This is a genomic window from Arenibaculum sp. (assembly GCF_035998295.1).
Taxonomy (GTDB): Bacteria; Pseudomonadota; Alphaproteobacteria; order Azospirillales; family Azospirillaceae; genus DASYHS01.
In genome coordinates this window covers 17,421-38,401 of sequence record NZ_DASYHS010000046.1, presented here as the reverse complement: position 1 = coordinate 38,401, position 20,981 = coordinate 17,421, and the positions used below count along the sequence as shown (strand labels likewise).

Annotated in this window: 17 protein-coding genes; 6 read left to right on the top strand and 11 right to left on the bottom strand. The window is 71.3% G+C overall.

The window, feature by feature from the left end; translation table 11 throughout:
• Positions 1–185 precede the first annotated feature (185 nt).
• The 3 genes from VGO20_RS04770 to VGO20_RS04760 are packed head-to-tail and all read left to right on the top strand — an operon-like array spanning position 186 to position 5,748.
• Positions 186–2,054 (top strand): class I tRNA ligase family protein, encoded by a 1,869-nt coding sequence (locus tag VGO20_RS04770; protein WP_327501152.1) that lies wholly within the window; start codon positions 186–188, stop codon positions 2,052–2,054.
• A 23-nt stretch (positions 2,055–2,077) separates the two neighbouring features.
• On the top strand, positions 2,078–2,392 hold the full coding sequence (locus VGO20_RS04765; protein WP_327501151.1) for an acyl carrier protein: 315 nt from the start codon (positions 2,078–2,080) through the stop codon (positions 2,390–2,392).
• Positions 2,389–5,748, top strand: coding sequence for a non-ribosomal peptide synthetase (locus VGO20_RS04760; RefSeq protein ID WP_327501150.1), 3,360 nt, complete (start codon positions 2,389–2,391; stop codon positions 5,746–5,748). Before VGO20_RS04765 ends, VGO20_RS04760 begins: the two co-directional genes overlap by 4 nt.
• A 55-nt stretch (positions 5,749–5,803) precedes the next feature.
• Here VGO20_RS04760 and VGO20_RS04755 read toward each other — a convergent pair whose 3' ends face one another.
• Complete coding sequence (locus tag VGO20_RS04755; protein ID WP_327501149.1) at positions 5,804–6,712, bottom strand: beta-ketoacyl-[acyl-carrier-protein] synthase family protein; 909 nt, start codon at positions 6,710–6,712, stop codon at positions 5,804–5,806.
• Between the two features lie 126 nt (positions 6,713–6,838).
• Here VGO20_RS04755 and VGO20_RS04750 point away from each other — a divergent pair, with 126 nt between their 5' ends.
• Positions 6,839–9,025, top strand: a complete 2,187-nt coding sequence (locus tag VGO20_RS04750) for an iron-containing redox enzyme family protein (protein ID WP_327501148.1) — start codon at positions 6,839–6,841, stop codon at positions 9,023–9,025.
• On the opposite strand, the gene VGO20_RS04745 is transcribed toward VGO20_RS04750, so the two are convergent.
• The 3 genes from VGO20_RS04745 to VGO20_RS04735 all read right to left on the bottom strand — a co-directional run bounded on the left by VGO20_RS04745 (position 9,018) and on the right by VGO20_RS04735 (position 11,612).
• Positions 9,018–9,707, bottom strand: coding sequence for a thioesterase II family protein (locus VGO20_RS04745; protein ID WP_327501147.1), 690 nt, complete (start codon positions 9,705–9,707; stop codon positions 9,018–9,020). The genes VGO20_RS04750 and VGO20_RS04745 overlap by 8 nt on opposite strands.
• Positions 9,708–9,823: 116 nt before the next feature.
• A complete protein-coding gene (locus VGO20_RS04740) occupies positions 9,824–10,723 on the bottom strand; it encodes a LysR substrate-binding domain-containing protein (RefSeq protein ID WP_327501146.1) in 900 nt (299 codons plus the stop codon).
• A gap of 139 nt (positions 10,724–10,862) precedes the next feature.
• A complete protein-coding gene (locus tag VGO20_RS04735) occupies positions 10,863–11,612 on the bottom strand; it encodes a sulfite exporter TauE/SafE family protein (protein WP_327501145.1) in 750 nt (249 codons plus the stop codon).
• A 175-nt stretch (positions 11,613–11,787) separates the two neighbouring features.
• Here VGO20_RS04735 and VGO20_RS04730 point away from each other — a divergent pair, with 175 nt between their 5' ends.
• Entirely contained in the window at positions 11,788–11,970 is a 183-nt protein-coding gene (locus tag VGO20_RS04730; protein WP_327501144.1) for a hypothetical protein, read from the top strand.
• 40 nt (positions 11,971–12,010) lie between these two features.
• Here the strand turns inward: VGO20_RS04730 and uxuA are convergent, their stop codons facing one another.
• The 6 genes from uxuA to VGO20_RS04700 are packed head-to-tail and all read right to left on the bottom strand — an operon-like array spanning position 12,011 to position 18,950.
• Positions 12,011–13,207: a mannonate dehydratase gene (gene uxuA, locus VGO20_RS04725; RefSeq protein WP_327501143.1), complete on the bottom strand. Its 1,197-nt coding sequence runs from the start codon at positions 13,205–13,207 to the stop codon at positions 12,011–12,013.
• 40 nt (positions 13,208–13,247) lie between these two features.
• Positions 13,248–14,687 (bottom strand): mannitol dehydrogenase family protein, encoded by a 1,440-nt coding sequence (locus tag VGO20_RS04720; RefSeq protein ID WP_327501142.1) that lies wholly within the window; start codon positions 14,685–14,687, stop codon positions 13,248–13,250.
• A gap of 29 nt (positions 14,688–14,716) precedes the next feature.
• The gene (uxaC, locus tag VGO20_RS04715) at positions 14,717–16,117 is read right to left on the bottom strand and encodes a glucuronate isomerase (protein WP_327501141.1); all 1,401 of its coding nucleotides are present in this window, start codon (positions 16,115–16,117) and stop codon (positions 14,717–14,719) included.
• A 5-nt stretch (positions 16,118–16,122) separates the two neighbouring features.
• Entirely contained in the window at positions 16,123–17,400 is a 1,278-nt protein-coding gene (locus tag VGO20_RS04710; protein WP_327501140.1) for a TRAP transporter large permease, read from the bottom strand.
• Positions 17,397–17,903, bottom strand: a complete 507-nt coding sequence (locus VGO20_RS04705) for a TRAP transporter small permease (RefSeq protein ID WP_327501139.1) — start codon at positions 17,901–17,903, stop codon at positions 17,397–17,399. The genes VGO20_RS04710 and VGO20_RS04705 overlap by 4 nt, the downstream gene beginning before the upstream one ends.
• Positions 17,904–17,951: 48 nt before the next feature.
• Positions 17,952–18,950: a C4-dicarboxylate TRAP transporter substrate-binding protein gene (locus VGO20_RS04700; RefSeq protein WP_327501138.1), complete on the bottom strand. Its 999-nt coding sequence runs from the start codon at positions 18,948–18,950 to the stop codon at positions 17,952–17,954.
• Positions 18,951–19,102: 152 nt separating this feature from the next.
• Between VGO20_RS04700 and VGO20_RS04695 the strand changes: the two genes are divergently transcribed.
• On the top strand, positions 19,103–19,819 hold the full coding sequence (locus tag VGO20_RS04695; protein WP_327501137.1) for a GntR family transcriptional regulator: 717 nt from the start codon (positions 19,103–19,105) through the stop codon (positions 19,817–19,819).
• A gap of 51 nt (positions 19,820–19,870) precedes the next feature.
• On the opposite strand, the gene VGO20_RS04690 is transcribed toward VGO20_RS04695, so the two are convergent.
• Positions 19,871–20,920: a dihydrodipicolinate synthase family protein gene (locus VGO20_RS04690; protein WP_327501136.1), complete on the bottom strand. Its 1,050-nt coding sequence runs from the start codon at positions 20,918–20,920 to the stop codon at positions 19,871–19,873.
• Positions 20,921–20,981 lie beyond the last annotated feature (61 nt).

Below are 20,981 nucleotides of genomic sequence, written 5' to 3'. Positions count from 1 at the left end.
CATACTTCGATATGGATAAAATATGATTTTGCCTTATCCGTAGTCAGGCTACCGAAAATACATATTGTCGTCCGACATCAACAAGCCTCACCAATATTCTTATCGGACGTAGTTTTACACTATGACGGCCAGCGACGGAGTCGTCCGCCCGCTGGGTGCGGACGCCTTTCGAAGGATCTCGGTCCATGCGCCTCATGACCATCGAGAGTGCGGAATTCTCGCTCGTCTTCGGCGTCGACATGGCGACGATCGGAACGATCGAGGTCGGCGGCGCCGCGATGGTCGCCGCCGGCTTCGGCCGCGTCCCTCCCGGCGGCGAGACCACGCTGGGCCGTCACGACGAGGCCGAGGCCTTCGTGGTCGTGGACGGGCACGGCGAGGTGAGCGTCGACAGCAGGCCCCATCCCGTCGCCCCCGGCGCCGTCCTCCTGCTCGAGCCGTTCGAGCGGCACGTCCTGCGCAACCTCGGCGCCGGGGACCTGCGGTTCGTAAATCTCTGCTGGCGCAACCCCACGCGCGCGGCGCAGGCGGCGCGCAGGACCGGACGGGAGCGGTTCGCGGAGCGTCCGGTCTTCGTCTTCTCCCCGCCGCTGCCGCCGACGGGCGACGTCCAGTTGGGCGCGCGGTGCGGGCCCCCGCTGGGAGCCGACGCCTTCGTGCGCTTCCAGCGCATGAACGGCGTCGAGGCCTACCACCTGACCGGGAGCGACGACCACCAGCACGCCGTCGCCCGGCGCGCGCGCATGGCGGGCGGCACGCCCGCCGCCGCCGCCGCCCGACACGCGCAGGAGACCCTGTCGGCGCTTGCGCTGATGGACGTTGCGCCCGACCTCTACGCCACCCCCGCCGCCGACCCCGCCTACCCGGCCGGGCTGCGCGCCTTCGTCTCGCGGCTCGTCTCCTCCGGGGGCATCGTCCGCGGCATGCCGCCGGGCCGCGACTCGCTCCCGGTCCACGCGCTCGCGGACGCGGTGCGCGAACATCAGAGGCGGGGCAAGGTTTCGCCGCAGCTGCGCCGGCTCGCCGGACGGATCCTCGCGCGCGGCACCGTCCACATTCCCCTCACCCACCGTTCGGCCTGGGGCGTGCATCCGGATGCGGGTCCGCAGAACGGACAGGTCGTCTGGTCCAGGCTCGCGATGGCCTACGGCTTCCTTCACGCGATCGCCGCGCTCGGACGCCGGCTCGGACGCGACTGGGCCCCGGGCCGGCCGTGCAACGACTGGAAGGTCGTCCATTTCCTCGGCGGCGACGGCGCGTTCCATCATACCGTCCTGTATCCGGCGCTGTACGCCCTCGCCCATCCGGACTGGATGGCGGACGTCGACTACAACGCGATGGGTTACGTACCGCCGGCGGCCGGGAAGCGCCCGGCCCGGCAGCCCCCGATCCGGGCCAGGGACGTCCTGACGCCGGAGACCGTCGATGCCGTGCGCTACTATCTCGCGTCGGCGCATGCCGGGACCGGAGCGTCGGAATTCGACTTCGCCGCCTTCCGGCGCAAGGTCGCGGAAACCCTGATCGGCCGCTGGCAAGCCTGGCTCGGCGACCTGGGCGCCCGGACGACCCGGCACTTCGGCGGCCGCGCCCCCGACCCCGGCTCCTGGACGCCCGGGCAGAGCGCATTCCTCGGCCGCCTCCAGAACCGGCTCGGCGCGGTCACGGTCTCCTACGGCGCCGACGGGTTCGCGCTGGACGGCGCCGTGCGCGAGCTGGACGGCCTGGTCGATGACACGATCCGCTTCGCGGCCGAGCACCGCCCGCTCGCGTCGGAACCATCGCTGCAGGAGGAATGGCGCACCACGGTCGCCCTCGAGCTCGCGGCCGCGCGGCTGCTGGCCGCCTGCGCGGCCCCGGTCATGCCGCGCTTCGCCGGCCGGCTCGCGGAGGCCCTGGGGGGAACGGTCCCGGCGGAATGGCCTGAAACGGTGTGCCTGGTTCCGCCCGGCACCCGCCTCGCCCTCGAGCACAGGGTCTTCTTCTCCGTGTCCTCGCTGGCCCGGCCGCCGGCCGGCGTGCCCCGCGCCCCTGAACTGATCGTCGCATCCGCCTGACGCGGAACCCGGGAGGAAGCATCATGCCGAACCAGCCGTTCGACCGCTCGAGCCGGGACCTCAAAGTCCGCCGGTTCATCCACCAGACGCTGCGCCGCCTCCTGAAGCTGGGCCCGGAGGTCGACATCGCCGACCGCTCGCCGGCCGAACTGGCCCTCAACTCGCTGGCCGCGATCGCGCTGCAGTACCAGCTCCAGGCGGACTACGGGGTGGACGTGACCGTCCGCGAGGTCATGGAGGCGCGGACGGTCGCGAGCCTTGCCGACCTCGCGCAGTCGCGCCTGCCGCACGACGCGTCCGACGCGCTGCCGTCCCACGAAGGCGGAGTCCTGATATGAGCGCCCCCGCAGTCCTCAAGCAGCTTTCCGACCGTGGCCTGTCCGTCTCCCTCGACGGTTCGGACCTCCGGCTCGAAGGCCCGAAGTCCCGCATCGATCCTGCGCTCGTCGCCGCGATCCGTCAGGCCAAGGCCGAGATCGTCGCGCATCTGCGTGGCCGGACGGACGGCCCGGAGCCGGCCGGCGCCTTCGCGGCGACGGCGATGCAGCAGAGCTATCTCTACGGGCGCCAGGAGCATTTCGCGCTCGGCAACGTGTCCTCGCACGTCTATCACGAGATCGAAGGCGTCTTCGATGCCGCCCGGCTGGAAGCGGCGCTCGCCAAGGTCGTGGTCCGCCATCCGACGCTGCGGACCGTCTTCCGGGCCGACGGGACGCAACTGGAGTTGCCGCCCGGCGAGGCGGCACCGGTCCGCATCCCGGTCACTGACCTGCGAGGGCTGCCGGAAGCCGAGCGGGAGGCCGCCCGCCTGGCGGTCCGGGACGCCATGTCGCATCAGGTCCTGCCGGCCGACCGCGCCCCGCTGGTCGACGCGCGCCTGACGGTCCTGTCGGACGAGCGGATGGTGCTCCACGTCAGCCATGACGGCCTGGTCGTGGACGGCATCAGCTCGTTCCTGCTGTTCCGGGACTGGCGGCGCTTCCTCGACGACCCGGACCGGCCGGCCGAGCCGCTGGGCGCGTCGTTCCGCGCCCATGTGGAGGCCCTGGAGGCCCTTCGCGCCACGCCGGCCCATGCCCGCGCGACCGAATACTGGACGAGCCGGCTCGACGCGCTCCCGCCCCGCCCCCAGCTCCCGCTCCGCGTCGACCCGGAGACGGTGAGGAGGCCGGTCTCGACCAGGCGCACCGTCACCTTGGCGCCCGCGCGCTGGCAGGGGCTGAAGGACCGCGCCGCCGCCGCCGGGCTGACGCCGAACGCCGTGCTGGCGACCGCCTACGCGGAGGTCCTGTCGCTGTGGAGCGGCGGCGAGCCGTTCACGCTCAACATGACGCTCGCGAACCGGCTGCCGGTCCATCCCGACATGGACCAGCTCGTCGGCAACTTCACGGACTGCCTGCTGCTGCCAGTCGAGACCGACCCCGCCGCCGGCTTCGAGGCGCGCGCCCAGGCGCTCCAGCACCGGCTGCGCGAGGTCCTCGACCACCGGCAGTTCTCCGGGATCGAGGTGATGCAGGCGCTGGGGCGGCACCGGAGGGCCGGCCGGGCGGAGGCGATGCCCGTCACCTTCAACAGCACGGTCGGCGCGGCCCAGGACGGAGCCGACGGCTCCGCGATCACCGCGTTCGGGCACGAGGCATACTGCGTCAGCCAGACGCCCCAGGTGTGGCTGAACCTGTTCCTCCTGGAGGCGGAAGGCGCCCTCGTCGCCCAGGTCGACGCCGTGGACGCGCTGTTCCCGGACGGCCTGGTCGACGCGCTCGTCGGCGCCTTCGGCCGCCTGCTGGAGGCGCTGGCCGGGGGAGAGGCGGCATGGGGAGCCGCGGACCAGTCCCTGCTGCCGGCCGCGCAGGCGGCGCGGCGCCGCGAAGCGAACGCCACCGACGCGCCGGTCCCGCCGGGGCAGGCGCACGCCCGTTTCCTGGACCGGGTGCGCGCCGCGCCGCAGGCGACCGCGATCGAGACCGCCTCGAAACGCCTGACCTACCACGAGCTGTACGCGGCGGCGCTGAAGGCGGCCCGGTGGCTCCGCCTGCGGGAGGTGAGGCGCGACGAGCCGGTCGCGATCGTGATGCGCAAGGGCTGGGAGCAGATCGCCGGCATCCTCGGTGCCGTGATGTCGGGCGGGGCCTATCTCCCCGTGGACGCGGACCTGCCGCGCATGCGCATCGACCAGATGCTGCGGGACGGCGGGGTGCGGTGCGCGCTCGTCCAGCGCGGCGTCGATGCCGGGGTCGCGTGCCTCGCCATCGACGACGCCTTCCTTGCCGCCGCCGTCGAGGAGGCCGGAACCGAGGTCGCCGACCCGGCCCCGGCGGAGGCCGGCCAGGACGACCTGGCCTACGTGCTCTACACCTCCGGTTCGACCGGCACCCCCAAGGGCGTGATGATCAGCCACCGCAGCGTCGTCAACCTCGTCGAGGACGTGAACGCCCGCTTCGCGGTCGGTCCCGGCGACAGGCTGTTCGCGGTCAGCCGGTGCAGCTTCGACCTGTCGGTCTTCGACATCTTCGGTGCGCTGTCCGCCGGCGCGGCCCTCGCCGTCCCGGACGCCGACCGGGCCACGGACCCGGCCCATTGGCTGGATCTCGCCGAAGCGGCGGGGGCGAGCGTGTGGAACTCGGTCCCCGCGATCGTGGACATGCTGGTCGAGGCGGCGACGGGCGCCGGGCGGCCGCTGCCGGAGCGGCTGCGCCTCGTGATGATGAGCGGCGACCGCATCCCCGTGACGCTGCCGGGCCGGATCGCGGCGCTGAAGCCCGATACGCGCATCGTCAGCCTGGGCGGGCCGACCGAGACGACGGTGTGGAACATCCTCCACCCCATCGACCGGGTCGATCCCGCCTGGACCAGCATCCCCTACGGCCGGCCGAACGCCAACAACCGGTACTACGTGCTGGACCGGCAGGACCGGGAATGCCCCGACCACGTGCCGGGCGAGCTGTGCGCCGCCGGGATCGGCCTGGCGCGCGGCTACTGGGGCGACCCGGAACGCACCGCCGAGCGCTTCTTCCATCACCCATGCCTGGGCGAACGGCTGTACCGGACCGGCGATCTCGGCCGCTATCTTCCGGACGGCACGATCGAGATCCTGGGCCGCGCCGATTTCCAGATCAAGCTGAACGGCTTCCGCATCGAGCCCGGCGAGATCGAGGCCGTGCTGGACGGACACCCGGCCGTCGACCGCTCGGCCGTGGTCGCCGCCGGCGGGGCGCAGCTCGTCGCTTTCCTGGTCCGCGCGAACGGGGCCGAAGATGGGGCGGCGGACCTGGAACGCGAGCTCGCCGGCCTGCTGTCCGCCCGGCTTCCGGACTACATGGTGCCGCGCCGGTTCCATTGGATCAAACGCCTGCCGCTGACCGGCAACGGCAAGGTCGACCGCAAGTCCCTGCAGGAGGCGGCGGCCGAACGGGCGCCGGCCGCGGCGGAGGCGGCGCCGGAGGCACGGCCGGAGACCGAGCTGGAACGGCGGCTGGTCGCGCTCTGGTCGGAAATCCTGAAGACCGACGGCATCGAGCCGACGAGCGAGTTCTACCGCCTCGGCGGGACGTCCCTGTCGGCGGTGCGGCTGCTCGCCCGCATCCGCAAGGACTTCGGCGTTTCCGTCCCCCTGACCGAGCTGCCCCGGCTGGAAAGCCCGCGGGGCATGGCGGCCCATCTGGAGCGGGCGAGCCATCCCGTGGGGGCGGCGTGATGCCGCCCCGCCATCCCGTGGGGGCGGCGTGACGCCGCCCCTGCCCGGCCGCCCTTCAGCGCATGCGCAGCAGCGCGCCGAACCGTGCGCCCGACACGCTGGAGCCCATCGCCACCGCGTCGCCGGGCCCCACGGCGCCGGAGCCCGCCAGGTCCGCGAGGTTGACCAGGGGGTCGCACGCGAAGACATGGCCGGCACGCGCGATGTTCTCGAGGAAGAGCTGGTCCCGGCGGAAGCCGCCCATCTGCTCCTTCATCACGACGATGGGCTTGAAGACGTTGTTGTGGGCGAGGCGACGCACCGCGGCGGCATCGATCCCCGTCCGCGCGGCCAGCGCGGCGTTGACGCGCCGCGTCAGGTCGGCGGAGATCTGGCCGCCGACCGTCATCGCGGCCGCGTCGCACGCCCCCGCCGTCGCGAGAAGCTCGAACGGGCCGGGAAGGCCGGACGCGACGATGCAGCTCGCGGCCCCGTCGCTGAAGACCGCGAAAGGCCGCAGCCGCTCGTCGGGCGAGGAGACGGCATCGCCCGCGACCACCAGGGCGGCGCGGTGGTGCCCGCTTCCGACCAGCGCCTCGGCCAGTCCCAGCCCGGCGACGAGCGTCGCGCACCGGTTCAGCGTGACGCCGTAGGGAATGGCGTGAGGAAGCCCGACCGCTTCGAGGAAGCGACCGACCAGTTCGGCATGCCCGTCGACGTCGGTCGGGAAACGGGCGCCGCACAGGATCACCGCGTCGACCGATTCGCGCGCGAAGGCGGAGAGCGACTGCCCGGCGGCATCGAGCCACAGCTCGACTACCGTGCGGCGCGTCGCACGGTAGCTGCCCCACCCCCAGAGATCGGCATCGTCGATCATCTGCTGGCCCACGAGGAACTCGGTGAAGCCGTCGATGGCGGTCACGGGATGCTCCACCTCGCCGAGCGCATAGGAACAGCCATGCAAGAAAAGGTTCGATCTCGTCATTTTCATACTCTCATGTCGAAATCCTCGGGAAACTATGAAATATATGATCGGAAACCGCAAATGAAAATTACGAGGTTCTTTTTTGATTGTATATGATCATGGTTGAATATTGAAATGGGGCAGTAAATGGATGACTCGATAGATCCGTTCTACGTGAATCCGATCGACGAATTCTGCTTCAGCCCCACGGCACAAGCGGCGGCCGAAGCGATACTGGCGCAGGGCCCCGCCGCAATCTTCACCGCGCTGGCGGTGGACCAGGAGAGCGAGGGCGTCCTGCTCGCCGCCAAACGGGTCCTCGATACGACGCTCGACACCTTCGGGGCGATGCCGCCTGCCGCCGGCGAGGACGGCCTGGCGGTCGACCGGGACCGCCTCGCCGCCTGGCTGGAGGAGCGGCGCGCCGTGGCGCTGCGAGAACTCGACCGGGCGGCGTCGCATGGCGAGGAGGCGTCGCGGGAGGTGCTGCGCGAGCGCGCGGCCCTGTCCCTGGTGGCGGGGTGCTGGCTCGACACCGTGTCGCAGCCGGCGACGCAGCCGGCGGCGATCGTGAACCTGCTGTTCGGGCAGCACTGGCGGCTGCAGGGCGAAGGCAACCCCCTTCGTTCGGCCGCCGCCGTCCGGCGCCGCGTCCTGGAGGAGCGGGGCATCTTCCTGCCGCCGGTCGGCAGCGCGAGTTTCGCGCGCGAGTCCGGCATGGGGGACGCGACGGCGCTGCACGGCGCCTTCCTGCTGTCGCTGTCGCGCTATCCCGCGACCCGCCTGCCCGAACTGGTCGGCGTCCATTGCGTCCATCACCTGTTCGGCATCGACGACGCGCTCGCGGGGACGCGGCCGGTGGTCACGCCGGCCGAAGCGAGGGCGACCCTGGACGCCTATCTGGACCTCGTCGAGGCGGATGCCGACACCCGCCGCGCCGCGGCCGCCGCCAGGCGCCTGCTGCACGCCGTCACGGCCATGGCCGCGATCGAAGCGGCCCATGCGAGGCTGCTCGCCGAAACGGCTGAACGGCACACGGTCCGGACGGTCGAGGCCAGGGCCGCCGAGATCCTGAAGCGCCATGCGCCCTTCGCCGGCGGGCAGCACGGCCGGGTCCGCGTCGGCGGCGCGCCGCTGGCCGACCTGCTGGGCGATCCCGGCCTCGACATGGGCGCGTTCCTGCGCGCGTTCAAACGGTCCTGGTACCTCCGCGCGGCACCCGGCGGAAGCTGCCGCTTCCTCGACGCCCTGAAGTTCGGCGGCCCGATGTTCGGCATCTTCACCGAGGAGGAGGCGCGGGTGCTGAAGGAATGGGCCGCGGCCCCGGCGCCCCCGTCGGACGAGGCGGAAGAGGCGGACGAGCTGGTGGCGCCGGGCGAAGCCGCGGCCGCGGCCTGGCTCGACCGCATACGGCACCACCCGCAACGGGACGTCCGGTTCGAGGAGGCGGCCCCGCTCGACGACCGGACGCTGTTCCATCGCCTCGTGAACGTCGAGAACTTCCCCCACGTCCTGCCGCTGGCACGGGAGAAGGCGTCGGAGGCGCTGTCACGGGCCCGGGCGTCGGCCGCGCCGGGGCGGTTCACGGACGCCAGCTTCTTCGCCTACGCGCCCGAGGCGCTGGAGGAGAGGATCGCGGCCGTCTACTGGGACAAGCTGGTGTCCCCCTACGTTCCCCTGGACGAGATCCCGGCGCGCGACGAGGTGGTCTTCGGCCAGAAGGTGTTCGCGCTCGGCAGCCTGATCGACGGCTCGTGGGCGTTCCGCATCGGCAATGTCGGGCGTTACGACCAGCCGGCCGACGGCATCCTGTTCGCGATCTACGCCGACGAGATGGGGCTCGGCGACGTCCGCAAGAACCACATCACCCTGATCCGGCGGGTCCTGGACAGCATGGGGATCGCCCTGCCCCACGTCCGGGACGCCGCGTTCATCGACCAGGACGAGATCCCGGACGCATTCTACGCGTTTCCGGTCCATCAGCTCTGCCTCAGCCTCTTCCCCGACGGCTTCTATCCCGAGATCCTCGGCTACAACCTCGGCATCGAGATGTTCGGCCTCGGCGAGCTGCGGCTCCACGAGATCCAGAAGCTCGACCGCTGGGGCTTCGATGCGATCTACGAAAGGACGCACCTGTCGATCGACAACCTGTCGGTCGGCCATGCGCGGCGGTCGGCGGACGCGATCGCGCTCCATCTCGACCGGGTCGGGCAGCGCTTCGGCGCGGAGGCCAAGCGGCGGGAATGGCGGCGGGTCTGGGACGGCTACGCCTATTTCGCCCATTTCGCCGAGGGCAGGAACGTCGCGCAGGAACGCGCGGAAATGCTCATCTGAGCGCGTCGTCGGCCAGCGACCGGCGGACCCGGTCGGCAATCAGGCCGACGACGCGCGCGGGCATGGCCGCGACGAAGAAATGGCCGCCGTCGAAGCCGTACCTGGCGACGGGATGCACGGTTTCGCGCTGCCAGTCCGCCAGATGCTCCTGTGCCACATGCGGGTCGCGCTCCCGGAACAGCACGGTGACGGGATGGTCCAGCGGCGCGGCCGGCCGGTAGGCGTAGCGCGCGATCATGGTGAAGTCGGCCTTCAGGACCGACAGGAAGATCGCCAGCAGGTCCTCGTCGGCGAGGATCTCCTCCGCCAGTTCGCCGTAGCCGCGGATGCCGTCGAGGAAGTCGGGGCCCTCCATCTCGGCGAGCCGCCTCACGCGCGGGGTGGGCAGGTGGCTCGGCGCGGCGCAGGCCGAGACGAACAGGTGCCGGATCGCGGGGTCGCGCAGGCGGCGGACGACCTCGAAGGCGACGACGGCGCCCAGGCTGTGGCCGAAGAAGAAGGCCGGGCGGTCGAGCAGAGGGCGAACCGCGTCGGCGACCGCCGCGACCGTCGCCTCCATGTCGGTCCCCGGAGCCTCGCCGATGCGCCGCCCGCGCCCCGGCATCTCCAGCGCCTGGACCTCGATGCCGTCGCCCAGCAGGCGCTGCCAGTCCATGAACGTGCCGGCCACCGTTCCCGGCATGGGGGAAGCAGAACAGGCGCGCCCGCGGGTCGGGAAGCGGGCGGCTGAGGAACCAGGAGACGGCGTCGTCCGGCATCGGTGAACCTCGCGGGTTGCGGGCACGGTGCCGCCGGGCCTCACGGCACCCGTTCGGACCGTTCCGTCAAATGCTCGATCAGGGAACGCGTGTAGACCGGCAACGCACCGAACTGGCGGACGCAGATCGTGAGGTTGCGCAACGCCCATGGATCCGACAGGCGGACCATCCGGATGCCCATGGTCCTGCAGCACCGTTCGGCGGCGGTCTCGGGGACGATGCCGAGCCCGACGCCGTGCTCGACCATCCGGCACACCGCCTCGAAGCCGCGCACCCGGACCCGGAACCTCAGCGTCTGGCCCGCCCGCATGGCATGCTCGCCCAGATGGTTCTGCAGCGCGCTGCCGGCGCTGAGCCCGACGAACTCGTGCTCGAAGCTCTCCGCGAAGGCGATCTCGTCCCGGCCGGCGAAGGGCCCGTCCCGCGGCGTGACGAGGACGAGGCGGTCGACCCGGAAGGGGAAGGTCTCCAGCCCGCCGAGGTCGACCGTGTCGGCGACGATGCCGATGTCGACATGGGATGCGGCGACGGCCTGGACGATCTCGTAGCTGAGCCTTTCCTCGAGGTCGATGTTGATGTTCGGGTTGGCGGCCAGGTAGCGGGCGAGAGCCTCGGGCAGGAACTCGGTCACGGCCACCGTGTTCGCCAGCACCCGGATGAAGCCCTTGAGGCCGCGGGCATATTTCCCGAGTTCGCCGCGCATGTGCTCGACCTGCTGCAGCACCACGCGCGCATGATGGACCAGCGCCTGCCCGGCCGGCGTCGGCCGGACGCCGCGCCTGCCCCGCTCCAGCAGGCGCACGCCGAGCGCCTCCTCCATGCCCCGGATCCGCGCGCTGGCCGAGGCCAGCGCCAGATTCGCGCGTTCGGCACCATGCGTGATGCTCGCCGCCTCGACGACGTTGAGGAACAGTCGGAGATCAATCAGGTCGAAGCGCATCGGTCACGTGCAACTCGACGGAATCCCTGTCACGTGAAGCTCGCCAAAGGCACCACTAACACGCGCTCAGCCCACCAACAAGCAGCCTTTGCGGGTACCACCCGACCCAAGGCGCCAAAACCTGCAACCTGTGATACGTTCACAGCAGCGGGCGAAGTCCCAGGTGGATGCCCAGGGCCAGCAACCCGAGGAAGAAGCACAGCCTGAACACCTCCGGCTCAACCCGAAGGCGGATGCGCTGGCCGAAGAACATGCCGGCCAGCGCCGGGGCCAGGGCCAGGAGCGAGACCATCGCGTAGGACGCCTCGAAAGTCCCGCCGTCCGCGAGGCCGAGGGCGAGTGCCACGGTAGAGACGGTGAAGGAAAGGCCGAGGGCCTGGATCAGGTCCTCCTTGCCCATGTTCAACGCCTGCAGATAAGGCACCGCCGGGATCACGAACACGCCCGTCGCGCCGGTCACGACGCCGGTGAGCAGGCCGACCAGCGGGGAGACCCAAGGCTCCGCGCGCGGCGGGATCGCGAAGCGCACCTTGCCCAGCCCCAGGACGGCGTAGAGCGTGAGAGCGGCGCCGAGCGCCGCCGTCGCAAGCTCGGAACGGGATCCGGTCATGAAGCCGATGCCCAGCCAGGTTCCCGCGAAGACGCCGATCATCATCAGCCAGAGACGGCGCAGCAAGGCCAGGAAGCTGGGGCCGGCAGCCATCTGCCAGACATTCGTGACGAAGGACGGGATCACCAGAAGCATGGCGGCATGGACCGGCAGCATGAAAAGGCTCAGCACGCCGACGGCCACCGTCGGCAGTCCCAGCCCGATCACGCCCTTGACGAAGCCTGCAAGCAGGAAGGTCAGGACGACGCCGATCAGGGCGAGGAGCGGAAGGTCGTGCATGCGAAAAGGGTCGTCCGGTCCGGAGAACGGCGCAATGCGGATGTCGCAAGGGGTGCCTACGTCTGGAACGAAGGCAGGAACGATAGGCTCCGCCTATCGCTCAGATCCGGACAACCGATTTCCGCCCGGCCGCGGGTACTGGCATCATTGCCGGAGTTGGACCGGAGACGACACCATGCGCAGTTCCGTGCGGGACGTATTGGACGAGTTGGAGCGGCACGGCGTGCGCCTGCTGCCGGACGGCCGGCTGGAGCTGGGCCGGTCCGAGCCGGATGGTCGCGCGCCGGCGTCCCTGCTGATGCGTGCCCATCGCCATCGCCGCGCCCTCACGGCGGCGTTGCGGCGCGGCAAAGCATAGGAACCCTCTCCCGAACGGCGGCGCCGCGAGCCGCCGGCCGTCAGACCGGGAACCCCCGCATCGCCGCGACCGCGGTCATGACGCCCCGGATCTCGGCAAGCCCGCGCAGCCGGCCGATCGCCGGATAGCCGGGATGGGTCGGCTTGCCGACGTCGTCGAGCAGCTCGTGCCCGTGGTCGGGGCGGAACGGCAGGCGCCAGCGCGGGTCGTCGGCGTCGCGCCGCCGCTCCTGCTCCCGCAGCAGGGTCGTGACGACCGAGACCATGTCGACGTCGCCGCCGAGATGCTCCGCCTCCTCGAACGAGCCATCGGGCTCCTTCGCGACGTTGCGCAGATGGGCGAAGTGGATGCGCCCGGCGAACCGCTCCGCCATGGCCGGGACGTCGTTGTCCCGTCCGGCGCCCAGCGATCCCGTGCAGAAGGTGAAGCCGTTCGCCTCCGACGGGCAGGCCGCGGCGACGAAGGCCAGGTCCTCGGCCGTGCCGACGATGCGCGGCAGCCCGAGCAGCGGCCGGGGCGGGTCGTCGGGATGGACGGCCATGCGGATGCCGACCTCCTCCGCGGTCGGGATCACCTCGCGCAGGAACCGGGCGAAGGTCGCCCGCAGGTCGTCGCGCGTCATGCCCCGGTAGCGGTCGAGCATCCGGCGCAGCCCCGGCACGTCGTACCGGTCGAACGCGCCCGGCAACCCGGCCATGATGCTGTCGAGCAGCAGGCGCCTGTCGCTTTCGGACGCCCCGGCGTTCCAGGCCCGCGCACGCTCCAGGACGGCCGGGTCGTGGTCGTCCTCGGCGCCCGGCCGCTCCAGGATGTAGCAGTCGAAGGCGGCGAACCGGGGTGCGTCGAACCGCAGCGCCCGCCCGCCGCCGACCACCGGCGCCGCCAGGTCGGTCCGGGTCCAGTCGAGCACGGGCATGTAGTTGTAGCAGACCGTCGTGACCCCGCAGGCCGCGAGGTTGCGAAGGGACTGGCGGTAGGCGTCGAAGAGCGGCCGGAGATCGCCTTCGCCGAGCTTGACGGCCTCGGCGACCGGCAGGCTCTCCACCACGCTCCAGCGCAGGCCGAGGGAGGCGTCGGCGGCGATCTGGGCTTGGCGGGCGCGGATCTCCCCGACCGTCCAGACCTCGCCGTAGGGGATGTGGTGCAGGGCCGTCACGATGCCGGTGGCGCCCGCCTGGCGTATGTGCGGCAGCCGTACCGCGTCGTCCGGGCCGAACCAGCGCCAAGTCTGTTCCATTTCGCATGCTCCTCGAATGCTGGTTGCGCCACGCGCCGGTCTACAGGCCCTCGACGGTACGGCGCGCGCCCAGGCGGACGAGCCGGTCGAGCGCCGCCGTCACCGCGGCCGTGAAGGCGGGGGTGACGGGCAGGTCGTCGCCGAACACCTCGCGCACGCCGAGCAGCGCGGAGGCGAGCGCCTCGGCGGAGCCTCCGGCCCCGGCGGCCAGAGCCGCGAGGCGGCCCGCGAGCGGGTCGCGCACGTCGATCGGTCCGCCCCGCTCGTCGCGCCCGGCGACGTAGCGCATCCAGGCGGCGACGGCGAGCGCCAGCCGGTCGACCGGCTCCCCGGCGGCCAGCCGGTCGCGGACGGTGCCGAGCAGGCGCTGCGGCAGCTTCTGCGACCCGTCCATCGCGATCTGCCACGTCCGGTGCCTGAGCGCGGGGTTGGCGAAGCGGTCGATGAGCGCCGCCTTGTAGCGGTCCAGGTCGGCGCCGGGCGGGACGGTCAGCGTCGGCGTCACCTCCTCGTCCATCAGCCCGCGCACCAGCCGCGCGAAGGCCGGGTCGGCCATGGCCTGGGACACGGTGTCGTAGCCGGCGAGATAGCCGAGATAGGCGAGGGTCGAATGGCTGCCGTTGAGCAGGCGCAGCTTCATCAGCTCGTACGGGCGGACGTCCGGGACCAGCTCCGCGCCGACGCGCTCCCAGGCCGGGCGGCCGGACGGGAAGCGGTCCTCGATCACCCATTGCGAGAACGGCTCGGTCACGACGGGCCACGCGTCCTCGGCCCCGAGGCGCCGGGCGACGGCATCGCGGTCCTCCGGCGTCGTCGCTGGGACGATGCGGTCCACCATGCTGTTGGGGCAGGCCACGGCATCCTCCACCCAGCGGCCGAGTGCCGGGTCGCGAAGGCTCGCCAGCCGACGCAGGATGCCGGCGGTCGTGTCGCCGTTGCTCGGCAGGTTGTCGCAGGACAGCACCGTGAACGGCTGGAGGCCGGCGCGGCGGCGGCGGTCCAGCGCCTCCACCAGGAAACCCGGCGCCGTCCCGGGACGGCCGGGATCGGCGAGGTCGCGGCGGATGCCGGGATGATCCTCGTCGAGGGCGCCGGTGGCGGGGTCGTGGCAGTAGCCCTTCTCGGTCACGGTCAGGGTCACGATCCTGACCGCCGGCCGGCATAGCCGCTCCAACACCGCGCACGGATCTTCGGGAGCGACCAGGACTTCGGTCACCGCGCCGACGACGCGCAGCCGCTCGCCGCCGGCGCCGCGCACCGCGACCGCGTACAGCCCGCCCTGGGGAGCGAGCGCGTCGCGGGTGTCGGGACTGCGCAGCGACACGCCCGCGATGCCCCAGGGGCCGAACTCCCCTTCCAGGACGTCCTCGGTGTAGATCGCCTGATGGGCGCGATGGAAGGCGCCGAGGCCGAGATGGACGATGCCGGTCCGCAGTTGCGAACGGTCGTAGCGGGGCCGGGCGACATCGGCGGACAGCATGGCCAGGGCTTCCGGACGCAGGCGGCGGTTCACAGCTTGTAGGCCTTCCTGGGCAGCGCGTAGGCGAGATCGGAGGCTAGCTCCCGCGCCTCGTCCTCGTCCAGCCGGTGTTCGGCCACGAGGCGGGCGAGGAAGGCGCAGTCGACGCGGCGCGCGACGTCGTGGCGGGCGGGGATCGAGGGGAACGCGCGGGTGTCGTCGTTGAAGCCGACGGTGTTGTAGAAGCCTGCCGTCTCCGTCATCCGCTCGCGGTAGCGCAGCATGCCCTCCGGGCTGTCGTGGAACCACCAGGCCGGCCCCAGGCGCAACGCGGGATAGTGGCCGGCGAGCGGCGCCAGCTCGCGCGCATAGGTCGTCTCGTCGACCGTGAACAGGATCACCGTCAGGTCCCGCTCGTTGCCGAAGCGGTCCAGCAGGGGCTTCAAGGCGCCGACGAAATCGGTCCGCACGGGGATGTCGTCGCCCCGGTTCGGCCCGAAGGTGCCGGTCAGCCGGGGATTGTGGCTGCGGTGGACGCCGGGATGGATCTGCATCACCAGCCCGTCCTCCAGGCTCATGCGCGCCATCTCCGTCAGCATCTGGCCGCGGAACAGTTCGGCCTCGCCCGGCTCGAAGCGGCCGGAGACGATGCGCTCGAACAGCCGGGCCGCCTCGTCGCGCGGCAGGTCGGCGGTGGCGGCGGTCGGATGGCCGTGGTCGGTGGCGGTGGCGCCGCACGCCATGAAGTCCCGCCGGCGCCGCGCCAGCGCCGCGAGATAGCCGTTCCAGCGCAGCGCGTCCTCGCCGGCGAGATCTCCCAGCGCCTCCAGGTTCCGCAGGAAGCCCGGCGTGTCCGGGTCGAGCACGATATCCGGCCGGAAGGTCGTGACGACGCGGCCGGACCAGCCGGACGCCCGGATGGCCCGGTGATGGTCGAGGGTGTCGAGCGGCGATTCGGTGGTCGCCAGCACCTCGATGCCGAAACGCTCGAACAAGGCGCGCGGCCGGAACTCGGGACGGGCGAGGCACGCGTCTATGCAGTCGTAGATCCCGTCGGCGGTGGCCGCCGAGAGGCGTTGCGTGACGCCGAAAACGCGTTCGAGCGAATGCTCCCACCACAGGCGGGTCGGCGTCCCGCGGAAGAGATGCCAGTTCTCGGCCACGACGCGCCAGATCCGCCGGGGATCGGCCTCGACGGGACCGCCGTCCAGCCGCGGCACGCCCAGGCGTTCCAGCGGCACGCCCTGGCTGTACAGCATGCGCAGCAGGTAATGGTCCGGCACGACGAGGAGTTCGGCCGGGCTGGCGAACGGCCGGTCGAGGGCGAACCATGCCGGGTCGGTGTGGCCATGCGGGCTGACGATCGGCAGGTCGCACACCTCGGCATAGAGGACCCGCGCGATGGCGCGCGTACGCTCGTCGGCCGGGAACAGGCGGTCTTCGTGGAGCATGGACGTCACATCAGGGCGTTCGGCAGGAACAGGACGAGGCCCGGCCACAGCGTCAGCACGACGATCAGGGCCAGGACCGCGGCGACGAAGGGCAGCGCCTCGACGACGTAGTCCTCCACCGGGCAGTCGAGCAGGCTGCACACCGTGTACATCGCCACCCCGACCGGCGGGGTCATCGAGCCGAACGTCACGATCGTCATCATCAGGATGCCGAAATGCACGGGATCGACGCCGAGCGGCGTCACGATCGGCAGGAAGATCGGCGTCAGCAGCAGCACCAGCACGGTGCTCTCGACGAACAGGCCGGCCAGGAACAGGAACACCAGGATCATCGCCACGACCAGCAGCGGCTCGCGCGTCAGCCCGGCCATGGCCGCCGCGATCGACTGCGGGGCCTGCTCGAACACGATCGCGTAGCCGACCATGCCCGAGAACAGGATGATCAGCATGATCATGCCGGTGTCGACCACGGCCTCGCCGAGCGCCTCCATCATGCCGGCCCAGCTCAGCTCGCGGTGGAGGAGGAAGCCGACGACGCCGGCGTAGACGACCGCGAAGGCGCCGACCTCGGACGGGGTGAACACGCCGCCGCGGATAGCGAACAGCAGGGCGACCGGGAACAGCAGCGCCCATTTCGCGTCGGCCACCGCCCGGCCGACGGCCCGCAGCGTCGGGCGCTCGGCCGACTCGGCGCCGTAACCGCGCCGCCGCGCGATCGCCCAGACCGTCGCCATCAGAACCGCCATCATCAGCAGCCCCGGGACGACGCCGGCCAGGAACAGCCGGCCGATCGAGACGTTGCCGACGAAGCCGTAGAGGATCAGGCCGAGGCTGGGCGGGATCGTCGCGGTGATCAGCGAACTGATCGCGATCACGGCGGAGGTGAAGCCCTTGGAGTATCCGCGCGCGATCAGGCCGGGGCCGAGGATGCGCGCCTCCATGGCGGCGTCGGCGACGGCCGAGCCGGAGACGCCGCCCATCAGCGTCGACAGCACGATGCTGACCTGGGCCAGCCCGCCCGCCATCCACGACACCAGCACGCTGGAGCAGGCGATCAGGCGGTGCGTGATGCCGGTGCGGTTCATCATGTGGCCGGCCAGCACGAAGAACGGCACGGCGAGGAGCGGGAAGCTCTGGGACGCGGTCGCCACCTGCTGGACGCCGATCGATACCGGCATCAGCTCGTTGGTGACGAAGAAGGAAAAGCCCGCCATCCCGATCGCGAAGGCGATCGGCAACCCGAGCAGCATCAGCACGAAGAAGACGAGGGCGAGGAGCGTCACGGCGCGCCCTCCCCGCCCCTGGCCGCGACGAAGACCGGCTGCGGCGCACGGCGCAGGCTGCGGAGCGCGCGGACGAGCTGGCCGGACAGCGTCAGGGCGAGCAGCAGGCATCCGACCGGCACGGCCGACGTCACGAAGGCGTAGCTGATCCCGCTGTCGCCGAACCGGCGCTCGAGGTTGAGCATGGTGAGGCGGTAGCCCAGCACGGTCATCGCCAGCAGGAAAGCCAGCAGGAGCAGCGCCAGCGCCACGTCCAGCAGCGTCCGCGCACGCGGCGGCAGGCGCTTGACCAGATAGTCGATGCCGATATGCGCATGCCGGCGCAGCGCCAGGTCGGCCCCGAGGAAGCTGACCCACACGAACAGGAGCTGCGCCAGGTCCACCGACCAGACCAGGGGATACCCGAACCAGCGCATCACGCCGGCGGCGAAGACGAGCACGACGATGACCGCGAGCAGGACCCCGGCCACCAGGGCCTCTGCCTTCACGAACGCTGACAGCACGGGCGGGTACCTCCGATCCGGATCGATGGACGCGAGCGGCACCGCGCCTCAGTTCCGGAGGATCTCCTCCACCTCCTTGCGCAGATCGGCGTAGCCCAGGGTGTCGTAGACGGAGGCCGTCGCCTCGCGGAAGGGCGTGACGTCGATCTCGTGGATCTTCACCCCCTCCTCCTTCATCAGCCGCTCGTACTCGGCGAGGGAGGCTTCGGTGCCGCGGGAGGCGACGTCGCCGGCCGCGAGCGCCTCCTCGCGCAGGATCCGGCGGTATTCCTCCGGAAGCTGGTCGAACCACTGGGCGCTGGTGACGATACCGGTGATCAGGTTGATGTGCCCGGTCTTGGAAATGTCGCTGACCACCTCGTACAGGCGCGAGCCGTAGGCGGCGGGATGCTGCGCCTCGACCCCGTCGATCGCCTGCTGCTGGAGCGCCGGATACACCTCCGCCCAGCCCATCGGGGTCGGCGTGGCACCCATGGCGCGGATCGTCTCCATCCATACCGGCGCGCCCGGCGTGCGCATGCGCACGCCCTCGAGGTCGGCGGGCTTCTCCACGGGCTTGTCGGTCAGGACGTGGCGCTCGCCCTGCCACCAGTTGAAGGAAAGGACCTGGTGGCCCGAGGCGTCGCGCAGCTTCTGCGCCCATTCCTCGAACACCGGCGAGGTGACGACCTTGCGGATGCCGTCGTAGCCCGAGGCGAGATAGGGCGCGCCGAGGATGCCGAACTCGTCGACGAACACCGCGAGACGGCCGCCGTCGACGACCACTGCGACGCCGGCGCCCGCGCGCGCCTGCTCCAGCACGTCCTCGTCCTTGCCGAGCTGCGAGCCGGGGTACAGGCGCACCTCCACGTCCCCGCCCGTCCGCGCCTCGACTTTCGCCTTGAATTCCTCCAAACCCTTGTAGAGGGGGTCTTGCTGCGCCAACGCGGTGTTGACGCCCAGAGTATAGTCGGCCGCCCAGGCGACGTTGGCGGTGGTGGCGGCGGCGGCGGTGGACAGGACGGCACCCAGGGCGACACCGCGCAGGATGGCATTCATGAAGCTCATAGCATCCTCCCAAGGAGATCGGCCCGTAGGTCCGGGCACGTTAGGAACGGTGACTGCGTGATGGATGCACCGCTTACTAGTATGGTAGTATACGAAAATCGGGAAAGCAAACGCTTTGCGCCGCCCCGGTGCCGGCGCAGGAAACGGGGACCATGCTGAAGAGGATCGAAGCGGACTCGTCCGAACCCGTCGCGAGACGGGTGTTCCGGGAGCTGCGCCAAGCCGTCATCACGATGCATTTCAAGCCCGGCCAGGCGCTGTCGGAGCAGGAGATCGCCGGCCAGCTCGGCGTCAGCCGGCAGCCGGTGCGCGAGGCCTTCATCAAGCTCGGCGAGGCCGGGCTGCTGACGATCCGCCCGCAGCGGGGCACCTTCGTCGTCCAGATCTCGACCAAGCAGGTGTGCGACGCCCGCTTCGTGCGCGAGGCGGTGGAACTGGCAATCGTCCGCCGGGCTTGCCAGGAGCTGCGGGAGGGCACCGTCGACGACCTGCGCCGCAACCTGGAGGCCCAGCGCGCGGCCGCGGACGACCTGCGCCCGCAGCGGTTCATGGAGCTGGACGAGGCCTTCCACCGCACGATCGCGGCCGGCGCGGACTGCGAATACGCCTGGCGGGTGGTGGAAGAGACCAAGGCGCAGATGGACCGCGTGCGCTATCTCAGCCTGCCGCACGCCACGCCGCTCGACCGCCTGATCGTCCAGCACGAGGCGGTGGTCGACGCCATCGCCGCCCGCGACGCGGACCGCGCCGAGGCCGCGATGCGCCGGCACCTGCGCGAGATCCTCACCTCGCTGCCGGAACTGGAGCGGCGTTTTCCGGAGCTGTTCGACCGGACGATTCCGGCCCCGCAGCCGGAGCGCACGGGGTGAAGGCGGCCCGGACGGCCCGGGGCTGCCCCGCCCCGGGCAGTCCGGCACGCGTCACTTCAGCCAGCGGCCGAGATTGGCCCGCACGAAAGCGTCGTCGTTCAGTTCGGGATAATCGCGGTAGATCCGGTCGAGCTCCTCGGCCTGTCCGGGGCCCATCGTCTCGTCGGGGTTGAGGCACCAGATGCCTTCCAGGAGGCCCTGGCGGCGCAGCACTTCGTGGATCGCGGCGATGCAGCCGGCGAAGCCGTTGGCGACGTCGAAGAGGACGCCGTTCGCCTCCGTGGTGCGGGCGTCCAGTTCCAGCCACTCGGCCGTGGTCCTGGCATCCGGCCTTTCGTGGATGTCCGCCAGAAGCTCGACCGCGCGCTTCGTCCATACGGCCCAGTGACCGAGGAGGCCGCCCTTGATCCGGACGCTCACGGGCTTGCCGTCGCGCATGAAGGTGAAGCGGGTCATCAGGTCGGCGACGATGTGGTCGTCGTTGCCGGTATAGAGCGTGATGCGCTCTTCGGCCCCGGCGTCCACGACCGCGCGCGCGACGTCGAGGGTGCGATAGCGGTGGAACGGCGCGATCTTGATCGCCACCACGTTCTCGATCCGCGCAAAGCGCCGCCAGAAGGAATAGGGCAGCACGGGCCCGCCGACGGCGGTCTGAAGGTAGAAGCCGATGATCGGCATGACGTCGGCGACGGCGCGGCAATGGGCGACCAGCGCGTCCTCGTCGAGATCGTCCAGGCCGGCCAGGCCCAGGAGCACCGCGTGGTAGCCCTTGACGCGGGCCAGTTCCGCCTCGCGGACGGCCTGCCCGGTCCGGCCGATCGCGCCGGCGACCAGGAAGGGCTCGCCGGGATGGGCGGCGGCCTCTTGCGCCGCGAGCGTCAGCACGGGCTCCAGAAGGCCGTGGTCGCGGATCTCGAACTGGGTGGTGTGGACGCCGACCGCGAGACCGGCGGCGCCGGCATCGAGATAGTAGCGCGACAGCGCGCGCTGGCGGCGCTCGTCCAGCCGGCGCGCGGCGTCGAGGGCGAGGGGGTGGGCCGGTATGACGCCTCCCTTGCGCAGCGCGGCGAGCGGGCGGGCGGGAAGTTCGCTGATCTTCACGGTCTGTCCTTCGGTTGTGGCGCGCCCCGGCCGGCGGTCATCCGCCCGGCTTCGCCGTGCC

Coding starts and splice junctions, on each gene's coding strand:
- VGO20_RS04770 (WP_327501152.1), top strand. CDS start 186: ATGCGCCTCATGACCATCGAGAGTGCGGAATTCTCGCTCGTCTTCGGC.
- VGO20_RS04765 (WP_327501151.1), top strand. CDS start 2,078: ATGCCGAACCAGCCGTTCGACCGCTCGAGCCGGGACCTCAAAGTCCGC.
- VGO20_RS04760 (WP_327501150.1), top strand. CDS start 2,389: ATGAGCGCCCCCGCAGTCCTCAAGCAGCTTTCCGACCGTGGCCTGTCC.
- VGO20_RS04755 (WP_327501149.1), bottom strand. CDS start 6,712: ATGACGAGATCGAACCTTTTCTTGCATGGCTGTTCCTATGCGCTCGGC.
- VGO20_RS04750 (WP_327501148.1), top strand. CDS start 6,839: ATGGATGACTCGATAGATCCGTTCTACGTGAATCCGATCGACGAATTC.
- VGO20_RS04745 (WP_327501147.1), bottom strand. CDS start 9,707: ATGCCGGGAACGGTGGCCGGCACGTTCATGGACTGGCAGCGCCTGCTG.
- VGO20_RS04740 (WP_327501146.1), bottom strand. CDS start 10,723: ATGCGCTTCGACCTGATTGATCTCCGACTGTTCCTCAACGTCGTCGAG.
- VGO20_RS04735 (WP_327501145.1), bottom strand. CDS start 11,612: ATGCACGACCTTCCGCTCCTCGCCCTGATCGGCGTCGTCCTGACCTTC.
- VGO20_RS04730 (WP_327501144.1), top strand. CDS start 11,788: ATGCGCAGTTCCGTGCGGGACGTATTGGACGAGTTGGAGCGGCACGGC.
- uxuA (WP_327501143.1), bottom strand. CDS start 13,207: ATGGAACAGACTTGGCGCTGGTTCGGCCCGGACGACGCGGTACGGCTG.
- VGO20_RS04720 (WP_327501142.1), bottom strand. CDS start 14,687: ATGCTGTCCGCCGATGTCGCCCGGCCCCGCTACGACCGTTCGCAACTG.
- uxaC (WP_327501141.1), bottom strand. CDS start 16,117: ATGCTCCACGAAGACCGCCTGTTCCCGGCCGACGAGCGTACGCGCGCC.
- VGO20_RS04700 (WP_327501138.1), bottom strand. CDS start 18,950: ATGAGCTTCATGAATGCCATCCTGCGCGGTGTCGCCCTGGGTGCCGTC.
- VGO20_RS04695 (WP_327501137.1), top strand. CDS start 19,103: ATGCTGAAGAGGATCGAAGCGGACTCGTCCGAACCCGTCGCGAGACGG.